This window comes from Christiangramia sp., from assembly GCF_029937855.1.
Lineage (GTDB): Bacteria > Bacteroidota > Bacteroidia > Flavobacteriales > Flavobacteriaceae > Christiangramia.
The window spans coordinates 145,422-159,273 of sequence record NZ_JAPYPC010000002.1 but is presented as its reverse complement, the minus strand read 5'-3'; the positions used below and the strand labels follow the sequence as shown (position 1 = coordinate 159,273).

The following is a 13,852-nucleotide window of genomic DNA, read 5'->3' as shown; positions in this document are numbered from 1 at the left end:
TTCATATCTTAATTCTAAAAGGCATTGATCTCTTTAAGAAATTTTTGCTTTGAAGGCCTTAATGCAGCCATTTTTTAGAAGAAAGCAGCATACATTCCAAAACAAGCTAGAATTAAAACAACCACTTGAACCCTATAATTTTTATACCATACCACTCCTTTCATTTCCTTGGTTTCATCCCTCCAGATTTGTACTGTCCAGGTATTTTCCCTGACCTTTTCTGTGGATGGCGGCTGGGTTACAAAGCTGACAATTACCGTTACCATTAAACTTATAATTAAAAGAACAGGAGCGAGAAGTAAAAAATGAAGTCCCAATTCAATATCTAAAACATATTTCAAGATCATTATTGCCGCAGCCACTATAAGACCTGAAAACAAGCCTGTAATTGCACCTGTTCCATTTGCTCTTTTCCAGAATAAGCCTAGAAAAAAGGTGCCTACAATCGGAGGAGCCAGATATGATACGATCTCCTGATAATAGGCAATCAGAGAGTCAAACTCCCGGATATATGGCGCCCAAATTACAGCAATTACTAGGGTAATTACAGCCGTTACCTGACCCACTCGAACTTTTTTCTTACTACTTGCATTCTTATCAATCTTACTGTAAAAATCCATTGTAAAGAGAGTGGATACCGAACTCAATGTAGCACTTAATGTAGAGGTCAGGGCGGATATCATTGCTGAAAGAATAATGCCAATAAGACCGATAGGTAAAAGTTCAAGAATTAGACGAGGATAAACCTGATCTGTATTAATCCCATAATCCTGTTTCAGCACACTTCCACTGATGATCTTATGAGGTAGATCTTCGACCCCGAAAAGGTTAATACCTCTAGCAATCAAACCTGGAATTATAAAAATAAATATGGTTAATAAGTATAAAAATCCGACCAATAAAACCCCTTTTCTTCCATGGTCTACAGATTTGGCAGAGAGCACCCTTTGCACCATAACCTGATTATTTGCCCAAAAGTAGAATCCTAGAATAGGAATTCCTACCCACATTCCAAGCCAAGGTACAGTTGGGTCATCAAGAGGACGTGTCAGCCTAAGCCAGAATCCGTCACTAAACCTTTCCACAAAAGTGTTCCATCCTCCAATATTATTAAGTGCAAAAAAGAATAACAGCGACGAACCAATTATTAGAATACCAGCCTGTATCATATCTGCATTGATAGCAGAAGAAAGACCACCAATAATTGTATAACTTCCGGCAACTGCAGCCATTCCAATAATTATCCAGACAATTTCAGCTTCCGGAAATATCATTTTAATAATTAAAGCTCCGGTATATAAAGTGGCCGCAGCATCTAAAAAGACATTTCCAATGATCGTAATGAAAGAAAAATAAGTCCTTGATCTTCCATCAAACCTTCTTTCAAGAAATTCTGGCATAGTAAAAATGCCTGATCTAATATAAAAAGGCAGAAAAAAGGTAGCGAAAAATGCCAGGACAAGCACAGATATCCAATTGTAATTAAAAACTGCTATTCCACTGATAAAACCTTCTCCGGAATGTCCCATTAAAGTAGAGCTAGAGACGCTTGCAGCGAAAAGAGAAAGACCTACCATTGGCCAGGTTAGGTTTCGTCCCGCCAGAAAATAGTCATCTGAGCTCGCCGTTTTTCCATGTTTTAATGCCCACCAAATAATGAATACTATATAGGCGAGTAAGACAAAAAAATCTATTGTACTTAGGCTCATGATTTTCCTTCGGAATTATATGTGGTATACAAAACAACACTTTTAGATGGTAATTTGAGTTTGAAGTTCTCCTTAAGCATTATATTATCCTTTTCCGGTATAGGAAAGCCAGAGGAATCGACTGGACGTTTACTTTCAGAGTATAGATATTTATTAAACCTTTTACCGTCTGCATTAAAGGAATTAACATCTACAGGCAATTCTATATCCTTTTCGGAATTGTTTATTACCGAAAAGGTGATATCCCCTTTAGAAGATTTACCAGCAACAAATCTCACTAATTCTGGTAATTTACCATTGCTTCCTATAATATCCATATCCCCTTTGAAATATCTGGTCATCAAAGCCCACGTATAGAACCAAGGGCGAATATCTTCATCTGATTTATCCCCAGTTAATTCTTCTCCTAAAATATTCCACATACCCCAACGCTTTAATTGAGTTTTATCCCCAGTATCACCGTTGGTATGCATAGCATCATCCAAACCCCAAGCAATCACACCATCAAAACCGGCATTAAGAGCCTGTGCCATGACATCTGCCATATCCACCCCATAATCATAATCATAAATCCTCATTTGACTATCGGGACTTGCATAAGGATCTGCTTTATATCGCGAAATATTGGGTTCTACATATTTTTCAAAACCTACCTCTCCTAACACAAACGGTTTATGTGCAACGCTGTCGGCAAAAGCGATCATTTCTGAATACATCTCTTGAAACTCGCCTGACCGAACTTTTTCTTGTGTAGGATAGTCATGTACATCATAAGCTCCTAAAACATCATTTAACTGCATAACTGCTTGCTCTGCCCATTCGACACCTTTATAAATCGACTTATCATTATTATAGGGGGTACTATCAGGACCCATGAGTTTTACCTGGTTCAAGTCTCTGGAAGCAATAGCGCTATCTAACATTTTAACGGCTTCTTTCCATTCCTTCCAGTTTCCATCAATTGATGACCAGTATCCATTAGGTTCATTAACCAAATTATAATATTTTATACATTGATAGCCCTTTTCCTTAATAAGATGTTCGAGGTGATCGGCGATGATAGAAATCCATTTAGGATCTGTTGCTCCGCTAAATGCGTTCTGCATATTCAGATTTGTGTCATGAACTTTATAAGGTTGTCCCCATTCCCCCAATATTACCTGTATATCATTCTTTTCACAATAATCAAGCAATTTGTAAAGTGCCTGCATTTCCTGATTTTCAAAGTCTAAAACAGGATTTCCATTATCCATACCTTTTAAGTATCTCCAGTTGGCCTGGTCGAGCACTCTAACAATTTTAGGTTGCATAAAATCCAGCCGTTCAAAAACAGTATTCCATTTATCCTCTGTCATTAAAAGACCCCACTCAGCTTCCTCTGCATCTGCGTGGGGATACGCCGACCATTCCACTCCTCCTCCAATAAAATCTGAAGATGGTGATATTATCTTATTAGGAAGCAACCCTATTACTTCCGAAGAAGAATTAGAAGATTTTTTATCACATCCTATAAATAACAGAACATTTGAACTTATCAAGGATATATAAATAATTCTTTTAAGCATTTTTCAAAGCATTTAGGAGTTCATCTAAATCACAGGTGGCAAGTCCCACATATTTATCTGCTGCACCATAATAAACGTACAAAGTTTTATCAATAATCATGTTGCCTGTTGGAAACACACAGCCTCTGTAATATCCTTCGAGCTCATAATCAAACTCCGGTTCCATAATAAAATATGGAAGTCTATGAGTTACAATTGTTGGGTCTTCAAGATCTAGCAGTACTGCTCCTACTCTATAAAACCCTTTACCGCCATTTTCAACACCATGATAGATAATTAACCATCCGTCTTTTGTTTTAAGAGGTGGGGTGCTTCCACCAATCTTCTCTTCCCAGGTACCTTTTATACCACTCAGTAATAACTTACTGGGTTCATCCCAAACCATAAGATCATTCGAAAATTTAATCCATATAGAAGGATGTTCACACCCATATTCTGTTCCCACCCATTCTTTGGGGCGGTGCAGCATTGCATATTTACCATTGATTTTTTCCGGAAACAAGATCACATCTCTATCATCAAGTTGGGGACTGGTAACACGTCCCAGTCTGCGATAAGTATGAAAATCTTTGGTTAATATTAATCCTGAATTTGCAATATTATTTTTTAATACCAAAGGTGCATCTTCGCCTACTTCAGGTAATCTTATTTCATCATGCCCAAAATTCCAATATTGCCCAGGTGGATAAGGCCGATAAGCATATGTGATATAATATTCTTCCCCAAATTTTACAATCCTCGGATCTTCTATTGCACCCATATCCGGACCATCTATACTAGGCTCTAAAACTGGTTTATCGGAAACTCTTTTAAAATCTTTTCCGTTATTACTGGTTGCCAATCCGAAACAAATCCTATGTTCTTCATCATTACCGGCGGCACGGTATAGCATATAAAAAATACCATCTTCGTACCACACCCCTGGATTGCAAGTCACAAGACTCTCCCAATCATTATTCATATTCGGCGACAACACAGGGTTGCTCTTAGATTTTTTTAGTTTCAATGACACGTTATTTAAAGTAGGTTTTTGAATTTCGTTCATTTTAAATTTTATTTTACTGGAATTATTTATCGATTTTGTTATTCCTTGTAATGTTTCGCTATTCTGAATATATTATCCACTGGGCCAGTCTGATGACCACATTGAATTTCTTTTGAGTATTCCGTTTTAATTCAGTTAATTATTCGATTGTAATTCCAGATGGCATTGTATACATATCTGGTAAATCTTCGCTGAACAGGATGTGAGACATATTATAAAAATCCAGAAAGTTTTCTGATGTTTCTTCTCCTTCAAATGGAGCAAAGTAATGATGGCCATTCTGGTTAGGATCATATTTATTTCGCCAGAGAACGACCATTGATATTTCTTTTCCTGTTAATGGGACTCCAATTTCGCTTGTCCAATAATCGTCTATAGAAGTCCCGTCCGTGTAGCGTATACCTTCTACACCTGTTTCAGTAACACCACAAGGCATCATTTTTTCCTGAGATAGTAATGACAAATTACGCAGGTTGGTACTAAAAGCCGAGGTATTGGTGCCGTGATAGCTGTCCATCCCTATGAAATCAACATAATCATCTCCAGGCCATCTGAACAGAAAACTATCCTTGGAACCAGCCTGATCCAATTGAGGTGATATAGCATAAATAAAATTATGCACCTCCTTGGAATTTTTTAAGTAATCAATGGTAAACTTCCAAAGTTGAATAAATTCATTTTGGGTTGTAGCACTTCTACCCCACCAGGACCAAGTTTGGGTATGTTCATGAAATGGTCTAAATATTATTGGAATTAGATCTCCATTGTTATCCTTAAGATTATTAGCGAAATCTGCTAGTTTATCCAGCCATTCTAAATATTTGATCTGGGTGGCACTTCCATCCGTCAGAATTTCCTTGGCAACCATATTGCTGGAATTATCCCAAGAGTCTCCCCCTGTTAAAGGATTATTTATGTGCATATTAGCAATTATTACTTCCCCTCTAGACCGCGCTTCTTTAATTGTTCGAATTCTGTCATCATTCAAATCGGATGTTCCGCTTCTATCATCCATAATTTCTGCTACATCTACACTGAATACAGCTGGATAATCACCAACCACATCTTTTATGTCAGACCTTCCCGCTTCAGTATACCAATTTCGCCCATATATCAAATCATCATGATGACCGAACATGGTTCCTCTTTGTTGGACTTCCCATAAATTGGCATACAAAGCTTTGGTTGTTTCTGTAGCTTTAGAATCTACAAGACTCAAGGTTGTATATTCATTGTCTTTTCCAGTTTCACCCTCAGTTTCCTCTACCGCAGGAGAATCTTTAGAACAACTAATAATCGTAAATAGTAATAAAACCAGCCAGTTCATTCTCATTTTCATTTTCATAGAATATTTATTATTTAATAGTCGTTAATACCGTCAACGATTCAGCAGGAAGGTGTAAGTGATTTTCTGAAGAATACTTGAGGTCTATCTCGTCATTAGGTTCTAACCTATAGTCCCCTACTTTATTTAGGTGACCTTTAGCATAATCAAATTTTTTAAAAATGCTTTTTCCTTCATATTTTGAAGGCACCAGGTTTATTTCTTTATTCTCATTAGAAATATTGACTATTGCAATAGTATACGATTCATTATATTTTAAAGCTATAGCCTTTATGGCTGGATCACCAGTAGTTTCTACTTTTAAAATCTTACTTCCTTTGGGCATATATTTCGTAAGTAAAGACCATGCATAATACCAAGGCCTTACCTCCTCTTCTTTATCTCCAAAATATTCCTCCCCAAGAATATTCCAGAATCCCCAAACCTTAAGTTTATTGGGAGATTCTTTTGAATGCATAGCATCATCAAGCATCCAGACGACACATCCAGCATATCCGGCATTAACTGTTTGGAACAAGGCATCAGCCATATCAATTCCATAACCATAATCATATACAAACATTTGGGAATCCTCAATAGATGCATAAGGTTTTGCCTTTGCTCGGCGTATATTTTCCTTCTGATAAACCGAATCTTCTGGTTCTACAAATTTAAATCCGATTTCGCCCATGATCATAGGAGTGTTCTCTGGGGCCGCTTCTCGATATGCTCGTATTATATTCTCGTATTTTCCGGAATTCACAGTAATTTTTGACGGATAAGTATGAATGTCATATAACCCCACAGCCTCTTTAAGATCATTCGTACTATTAGTCACCCAATCAATTTTATCCGTTTTCCAAATTGCTATATCCGGAGCCATTATTTTTACTTTATCATCTAATTCAAGTTCTTTCAATTCCTTATAAAAGAACTGAGTAGCATTCTTCCATAAATTGTAATTACCATCAGTAGCAGACCAAAAACCATTAGGTTCATTTATAAGATTGTAATATTTAATACAACTGTAATTCTTAGTATTGACTAAAAAATCAAGGTACTTTGCAGCAAGTTTTAAATTATTTTCATTGATGGTATTATCTTTACTATTAACCATTCCTCCACCCCAATCACCAAAGGTTACAGTCACCGAACGAGACTCACAATAATCCAATAATGGTTTTAAATCCTTAAATTCTTTATATGGATTTAAGGTGTCATTCGTAATGGATGAAGTAGTATTAACCATTACTCTAACCACCTGAGGTTTCATGAAATCAAGACGACTATATAATTTATCCCAATCCGCTTTAGAAATTTCGAGTTCCACTTCTCCATAATCCAATTGATAGGGATCCCATTGAACACCATTTCCTAAATAATTTTCAAGTGTAATAACATTTCCTTCAACAGTAACAGTTGCATCAGCTTGCGCCATACAACTGTTACTAAAGGAGACTAAAATCAAACTTAAACTGAATGCTATATAAACCAAACAGAACTGTTTCATAACTGATTATTCTGTTTTCGTGACCTCTATCCAATATCTTCTTGGACGCTTGACGAACTTATCATAATCAGAATAAATATTATCCCAGTCGTCAGTTCCGTTTAAATTGAAAGCAAAAGCCATATTTTCTATAGTTTTACTCAATCCATTACCAAGATCTTCGGTTCCTGCCGCTTCTATAGTTCCTGTGGTAGTATGGCCATCAGGAAAAGTAAAAGTAATAGTACCTGTAGTATAGTTTCTCGTCCATTCTGCTTCTCCTTTAGGTATCTTTCTGTAAAAATTGTTTACATCTGTTGCAGGCTCGAGAACAAACTGGAAATCAGCGTATGATTCGTCTGATCCGGCATAATTAGTTACCGTACCGTAGGTATTTCCTTCTGCCGTAATTCCTCCTAATTCAAAAACAAGATAATTATCAAGTTCTGCTTCAGGCCCTTGACCTTCAGGCCATATCCAAGGTTTCGAGGTTAAATCTAAAACGGCTCCGCCGCCATATTCGGGTCCAGTCCCACCATATAACACCAAATTATCAATTTCATATCTTCCCAATAAACTCTCAGTAAAGGAGTTGACCTTAATAGTATAATCGCGTGTCTTTCCATTTTGGGAGGTTACGGTTAAAACTGCCGAATTATCGGGATTTTCAAAATTAAGATTTTCACCCTCTTGAACATTTGAAGTTGCTCCATAGGATAGCACAAGTTCTTCTAAACTTATGGCACTAAGATCCTCAACAGCATCACCATTAATTGAAAGTTCAATTTCTCCAGTTTCATCATTAATTCTTTCAATAACAGGCTGTCCTACCTGGTTCTGGAACTTTATGGACAAAACACTCCTTTCATTATTCCAATCTCCTGATTCTATATCCTCCCAGGGGTCAACCTGACATGAATAGGTCATAATCCCGGTTATTATGAGCACTAAAATTTTAAAGTTTTTCATTGCATTAATTTTTTAATTATAAACTTGGATTCAAATCAATTTCCCTTTGAGGAAGTGGATAAAAATTAGCTTCTTCACTAGACAATCCTGATGCTTCCGACACAGTTTCGGTAACGATATTGAATCTTCTCAAATCATAGAGTCTATTTCCTTCCCAGGCTAACTCCCATTTTCTTTCATGTAAGACAGCTGCCCTAAAATCATCTGTATTTAATCCTGGATCCAAGTCATCAAGCCCAGCCCTATTTCTTATATAATTAACAAATTCGTAAGCCTGTGGAGTAGGTCCTGCCGCTTCAGCATATATAAGCGCAACATCAGAATACCTCAATAGAAATGGCTTCGTACTAGTTTTATCTCCTATAAAATTGGGATCAATATACTTTCGTGAAAAGGGGTATACAATAGCTCCTGGATAAGTCGCTGAGAGTTCACCTTGAGCATTATACACACTATCTACAATCAACTCTGTTTTTCTCTTGTCGTTATCATTGAAGCTATTATAAAATTCTGTTTGAGTATTAAAAACACTCCATCCATCATGAGAAGGGGTGTAAGTTCCATTGGGATTTTGTAGATATATGGTCGCCCCATCAATATATGGAATGAATAATTTGGAAATTTTGGAATAATCACCTTCAATAGTACCACTTCTATCCATTGAAAGGAGGAAAATATTCTCTCTTCCTAAAGGCATCTCAACGTCATAAATGTCTAATAGATCGTCTTCAAATCCATACACAGACTGTCCTTCTAGCACCTGAGCTGCTGTTTGCTCCGCAAGGCTATACATTGAATTGACATCCTTATCCATTTCCGTATAAAGTGAAACCCCATTTTCCTTGGCCGAAGCAATTTGCAAATAGACTTTTGCAAGCAAAGCCTGGGCTGCAACTTTATCAGCTCTTCCCAGTCTTTGATTTACTTCTAAAAGTTCAATAGCCTGCTGGCAATCTGAAATGATTAAATCATAAATTTCATCAAGGTTTTCTGAAAGCGGTGCTGCAGTTTGGTCCAGAGTTTCGACAACATTCTTATGAATAGGTACATTTCCAAAAGCTCTTACAAGATTGAAGTAATTCCAAGCTCTTAGAAAATAAGCTTCTCCAATAATTTGATTTTGAAAATTCTCTTCATAATTTGCTCCAGGTACATTTTCCAGGACAGCATTTGACCTATTAATGGCTATATACGCATATTTAAAAAAGTTGGTCAAAATCCTGTTGGTTGGAAACGAAGAAACTTGCCAGTTATTTAAATTTTGAACATCTATGCCCTCGTCATTCTTAGGGAAAATTTCATCAGTAGCTAAATCCCCCAGGAAAAAAATTGCCCGAGAATACTCTAGATAAGTTAATGCATCATAGGCGTAATTAACAGCCGCAATTGCATCAGCTTCGGTTTGATAAAAATTATCTTCTGAATAAAAACCATATGGCTCCTCTTCAAGATCACAGGAAATTATTCCTAAAAAAATGAATAGTAGTCCTATTTTATATCTGTATTTCATAGTATTATTTTTTAAAAAGTTAAATCTAACCCTAATGTAATCTGACGAAGTCTAGGATACCCACCCCAGTAGATACCATCTGTTCCTACTTCAGGATCATATCCTTCAAAATCAGTGAATGTGTATAAATTATTTGCATTGATATAAACTCTAGCATTATTGATGAAGGACCCATCAAACGGTAGAGTGTAGCCTGCAGTTAAATTCTGAACCCTAACAAATGAACCATCTTCTACCCACCAATCAGAAAAATAAGTTTGCCTTCCATCACGTAATCTTGGATAATCATTAGTAGTGTTATCTAAAGTCCATCTATATGGTAGATTGCTGGGCTGGTTAAACCTTTGTGTATTGATTACATCCTGTCCAAAACTCCCGCTAAAAAACACACTAAAATCAAAGTTGTGATAGTTAAGATTTAAGCCTAGACTTAAATTAAAGTCAGGATTAGGGTCTCCAATTATCGTTCTATCATCCAAATTAATGACACCATCTCCATTAATATCTACATATTTAAACTCTCCAGGTTGTGCCAGGTCGCCATCTAATCCAGCATCAATTCCTTCTTGTAAATCTTGTATAATTCCATCGGTCTTATAACCGTAGAATACATTTACAGGCTGACCTACTGCTAGGATATTTGGATATTGCCTAAATTGTTCAAGGCTGACACCGGAGTATTCAAATTGCATTCCCGTATTAGGATCCACCGTAAGACCAGATTCAGCAACTCCACCAAGATCAATGACTTCATTCTCATTCTTAAAAAATATTAGATTGGAGGTTAAGGAGAAATCATCCTTATTAATTAAGTTGGCATTAACACTCAATTCAACACCTTCATTTGTTATTTCCCCATTATTTACCCAAATTCGATCATAGCTTGAAGAAGGAGTAAGAATTCTTTCCCGCAATAAGTCCTTTGTGTGCTTTTTGTAATAATCAAATGTCAAGCTTAGCCTTTCCTCAAAAAATGCCATATCCAAACCAATATCATATTGTGAAGTGGTTTCCCATTTTAAATCTGGATTAGGGATTCCTCCCCATAATACTTCAATCCCTCCCTGACCAGCTCTTCCAACTTCATACCCCGGTCCTATGGCGGTTACCCAGCTTCCATTATCATAATACTGACTTACTCCATATCGACTTAGGGTTTGATAAGGACTGATTCCCTGGTTACCTGAAATTCCATAACTTAATCTTAATTTTAATTGATCAATGCTTTTAGAGTCTTTCAAAAAATTTTCCTCGTGGATTTTCCAACTAAGAGCACCGGAAGGAAAGAAAGCCCATTTATTATTCTTCCCGAATTTAGAAGATCCATCTACCCTTCCAGTAAAAGTGGCTAAGTAACGATCGAGATACCCATAATTAAGCCTGAAAATACCAGAGACTAATTCCGTTTCAATTTTCCCATTGGAAACCTGATTCAATTCTGGATTCCCTGCATCTAAATTCTCGTTTTGCAAGGTCTCGTTGACAAAATCAAATGCTCCAAGTGAAGAATTCCTTTGTAAATATTTTTCATAAGTGAATCCCGCCGTGGATCCAATAGTATGATCACCAAAAGTCTCGTCATAATTCGCAAACGTTTCAGTAACGTAATTATGCGATTGCCAGTTGTTAATATAAGCTGCACCATTATTGAAATCCCCAGCTTGTGTATAAATATTTGGAAAAAACTGATCATTAATATATTCACCGTATTTATAGTTAAAACGTGAAGTCAATTTCAAAGCATCAAAAATATCATACTCCAACGCTAGAGAAGTAATAACATCAGTCGTTTTTGTTTTGTCAAGCCTATTGTCTGAAATGGCAACTGGATGAAAATAATCATTTGTACCTACCAGAAAATAATCTCCATTTTCATCATAAACAGGGAATATTGGATTGCGCCAGTAGGCTAGGCCAGAATTAGAATCACGGTTACCTTTACTAAGTATGTTTGAAAATCTAATTTTAAAATCTTCGAAAAGATCGTGCTCGACCCTTAAGTTATATCCTGCCTTACTATAATCGTCGTCTTTGTAAACTCCCATATCTGTATAGTAATTAGCACTTAGATTAAAACTGGTTTTATCCGTCCCACTATTTACACTAAGGGTGGTATTATTTGAGATAGGAGCATCTCTAAAGACAATATCGTCCCACCTTGTAAAATATGGCCATTCACCTGATTGTAATTCAGAAACGGAAGGATAATAAACTCCCGTTGAGTTTTCAGCACCTATATAGAGTGGTTGAAACCCTCCATTGATTCTGGACTCATTATTAATTTGAGCCAAGAGAACGGGATCCCTCCACAAGTCTACCTCTGAATTAAAATAAGATACTGAAGATTGTTGTTGAATTCGTACAGTAGTTTTCCCTTCTTTAGCACGTTTGGTAGTAATAATGATCACCCCGTTTGCACCTCTTGAACCATAGATTGCTGAGGCCGAAGCATCTTTTAAAACATCCACACTTTCTATATCTGCTGGGTTTATTTGTTTCAAATTCCCAGCGTCACCCAATGGAAAACCATCTACTACTATTAGCGGAGAATTAGATCCTCTCAAAGAACTTCCTCCCCTAATCCTTACAGTAGCACCTGCACCCGGATCCTGAGAAGGGGTCGAAATTTGCAAACCAGCCACCCTGCCTTTCAAAACCCTCTCAATTGAGTTAGCAGGAATATCTTCGACCTTTTCCGTATTCAAAGTACTTACCGAACCGGTTAAATCTTTCCTTTGAACGTTTCCATAACCCACTACCACTACTTCGGATAATTGCTGCATATCCAGCTTAAGTGATACGTTTATCACCTGATCGGCCGGAATTGAAATCTTTTCGGTTTCAAAACCAATACTTGAAAAAACGATTTGGGAATCCAAAGAATTCACCTCCAGTCTGAAATTTCCATCAAAATCAGTGACGGTACCGTTAGAGGTGTTCTCTTCTATTACTGAGACACCGGGAAGCGGAACGCCTTTTTCATCAGTAACATTACCAGAAATTTCATTTTGTGCCTGAACACAAACACCTGTGATAATAAACATTATTAATATCACATAATTCTTAACTGTAAAATTCATATCCATTAATTATTCTATTAATTATTGCGATATAACAAATTAAATCGAAGTTCTTAAGAAATATTTTGTAAATACAGTTGATATATAATACTTTAATGAATTGATAATGATAATTAAATGAATTACTAGCTTTCAGCAAAATCCTTTTTTGGATCAATTTTCAAAACTTAGGCAGAATTTTATAGTTTAAATGTAATATATTAGACCTTTATTAAACATTTAATCATATATAATTATATTAATAAATACATAAACATGATACTTTTATGAATAAAAAAGAAAAAGTTCTGAGGGAATTGGTGCCTATTTCAGAAGACGACTTCTTTATTGTATTAAATCATCACAATGCGAAATTTGATTTTCCACTCCACTATCATCCAGAGCTGGAAATAAATCTAGTCTTAAATACTTCTGGTAAAAGAATTGTTGGTGATTCTATTGAAAACTATGAAGATCGTGATTTGGTGATTATAGGTCCTAATACTCCACATTACTGGATGGGAGGAATGGATAAAAGAGAAGCCCACGTTATTACTATCCAGTTCCAGGCAAATTTTTTATCACAAGCATCTCTTAATAAAAAACTTGCATTTCCTATTAAGGAGTTAATTGAAAAAGCACCGAGGGGTATAGCCTTTTCTACCGAAACCATTGAAAAGTTGGAACCTAAAATTCTTCAATTATCTCAAAGTCAGGATTTCGATTCCTTTTTAAATTTTCTATCCATATTATATGACCTGGCCATTGCCAGAAATACACACACCTTAGCTTCTATTTCCTATATCGACAATTATAAAATATCCAAGAGCAGACGAATTCAGAAAGTCAGTGATTACATTCATCAAAACCTTCATCAAAAAATACTAATCCAGGATGTAGCCGCTCTAATAAACATGTCAGAGTCCGCTTTTAGCCATTTTTTCAAAAAAAGTACCAACAGTTCATTCTCCGATTATGTAATTGATCTGCGACTTGGACATGCAGCACGTGAATTAACAGAGACCGATAAGTCTATTAATGAAATTTGTTTTGATTGTGGGTTTAGTAATATTTCCAACTTTAATAGGTCTTTTAAAAAAAAGATAGGTTTCACACCTAGTTCATTTAGAGCACAACAGAAATTAATTACGAAACATTAAAGCTCAAAACTTAAATAAAATA

At 36.2% G+C, this 13,852-nt stretch carries 9 protein-coding genes; 1 reads left to right on the top strand and 8 read right to left on the bottom strand.

What is annotated here, in order from left to right:
• Window positions 1–74: 74 nt before the first annotated feature.
• The 8 genes from Q1K34_RS01880 to Q1K34_RS01845 form a co-directional block, all read right to left on the bottom strand.
• Window positions 75–1,709, bottom strand: coding sequence for a sodium:solute symporter (locus Q1K34_RS01880; RefSeq protein ID WP_300433975.1), 1,635 nt, complete (start codon window positions 1,707–1,709; stop codon window positions 75–77).
• A complete protein-coding gene (locus Q1K34_RS01875; RefSeq protein WP_300433974.1) occupies window positions 1,706–3,274 on the bottom strand; it encodes a cellulase family glycosylhydrolase in 1,569 nt (522 codons plus the stop codon). Before Q1K34_RS01875 ends, Q1K34_RS01880 begins: the two co-directional genes overlap by 4 nt.
• Window positions 3,267–4,319: a glycosidase gene (locus Q1K34_RS01870; protein WP_300433973.1), complete on the bottom strand. Its 1,053-nt coding sequence runs from the start codon at window positions 4,317–4,319 to the stop codon at window positions 3,267–3,269. The genes Q1K34_RS01875 and Q1K34_RS01870 overlap by 8 nt, the downstream gene beginning before the upstream one ends.
• 139 nt (window positions 4,320–4,458) lie before the next feature.
• Complete coding sequence (locus tag Q1K34_RS01865; protein ID WP_300433972.1) at window positions 4,459–5,664, bottom strand: glycoside hydrolase family 26 protein; 1,206 nt, start codon at window positions 5,662–5,664, stop codon at window positions 4,459–4,461.
• A gap of 10 nt (window positions 5,665–5,674) precedes the next feature.
• Window positions 5,675–7,081, bottom strand: coding sequence for a hypothetical protein (locus Q1K34_RS01860; RefSeq protein ID WP_300433971.1), 1,407 nt, complete (start codon window positions 7,079–7,081; stop codon window positions 5,675–5,677).
• 78 nt (window positions 7,082–7,159) lie between these two features.
• The gene (locus Q1K34_RS01855) at window positions 7,160–8,101 is read right to left on the bottom strand and encodes a hypothetical protein (RefSeq protein ID WP_300433970.1); all 942 of its coding nucleotides are present in this window, start codon (window positions 8,099–8,101) and stop codon (window positions 7,160–7,162) included.
• 16 nt (window positions 8,102–8,117) lie between these two features.
• Window positions 8,118–9,611 (bottom strand): RagB/SusD family nutrient uptake outer membrane protein, encoded by a 1,494-nt coding sequence (locus Q1K34_RS01850; protein ID WP_300433969.1) that lies wholly within the window; start codon window positions 9,609–9,611, stop codon window positions 8,118–8,120.
• An 11-nt stretch (window positions 9,612–9,622) separates the two neighbouring features.
• On the bottom strand, window positions 9,623–12,691 hold the full coding sequence (locus tag Q1K34_RS01845; protein WP_300433968.1) for a TonB-dependent receptor: 3,069 nt from the start codon (window positions 12,689–12,691) through the stop codon (window positions 9,623–9,625).
• Between the two features lie 266 nt (window positions 12,692–12,957).
• On the opposite strand from Q1K34_RS01845, the gene Q1K34_RS01840 reads away from it, so the two are divergent.
• On the top strand, window positions 12,958–13,830 hold the full coding sequence (locus Q1K34_RS01840) for an AraC family transcriptional regulator (RefSeq protein ID WP_300433967.1): 873 nt from the start codon (window positions 12,958–12,960) through the stop codon (window positions 13,828–13,830).
• The last annotated feature ends 22 nt before the right edge of the window (window positions 13,831–13,852 follow it).

Coding starts and splice junctions, on each gene's coding strand:
- Q1K34_RS01880 (WP_300433975.1), bottom strand. CDS start 1,709: ATGAGCCTAAGTACAATAGATTTTTTTGTCTTACTCGCCTATATAGTA.
- Q1K34_RS01845 (WP_300433968.1), bottom strand. CDS start 12,691: ATGAATTTTACAGTTAAGAATTATGTGATATTAATAATGTTTATTATC.
- Q1K34_RS01855 (WP_300433970.1), bottom strand. CDS start 8,101: ATGAAAAACTTTAAAATTTTAGTGCTCATAATAACCGGGATTATGACC.
- Q1K34_RS01860 (WP_300433971.1), bottom strand. CDS start 7,081: ATGGCGCAAGCTGATGCAACTGTTACTGTTGAAGGAAATGTTATTACA.
- Q1K34_RS01870 (WP_300433973.1), bottom strand. CDS start 4,319: ATGAACGAAATTCAAAAACCTACTTTAAATAACGTGTCATTGAAACTA.
- Q1K34_RS01840 (WP_300433967.1), top strand. CDS start 12,958: ATGAATAAAAAAGAAAAAGTTCTGAGGGAATTGGTGCCTATTTCAGAA.
- Q1K34_RS01850 (WP_300433969.1), bottom strand. CDS start 9,611: ATGAAATACAGATATAAAATAGGACTACTATTCATTTTTTTAGGAATA.
- Q1K34_RS01875 (WP_300433974.1), bottom strand. CDS start 3,274: ATGCTTAAAAGAATTATTTATATATCCTTGATAAGTTCAAATGTTCTG.
- Q1K34_RS01865 (WP_300433972.1), bottom strand. CDS start 5,664: ATGAAAATGAAAATGAGAATGAACTGGCTGGTTTTATTACTATTTACG.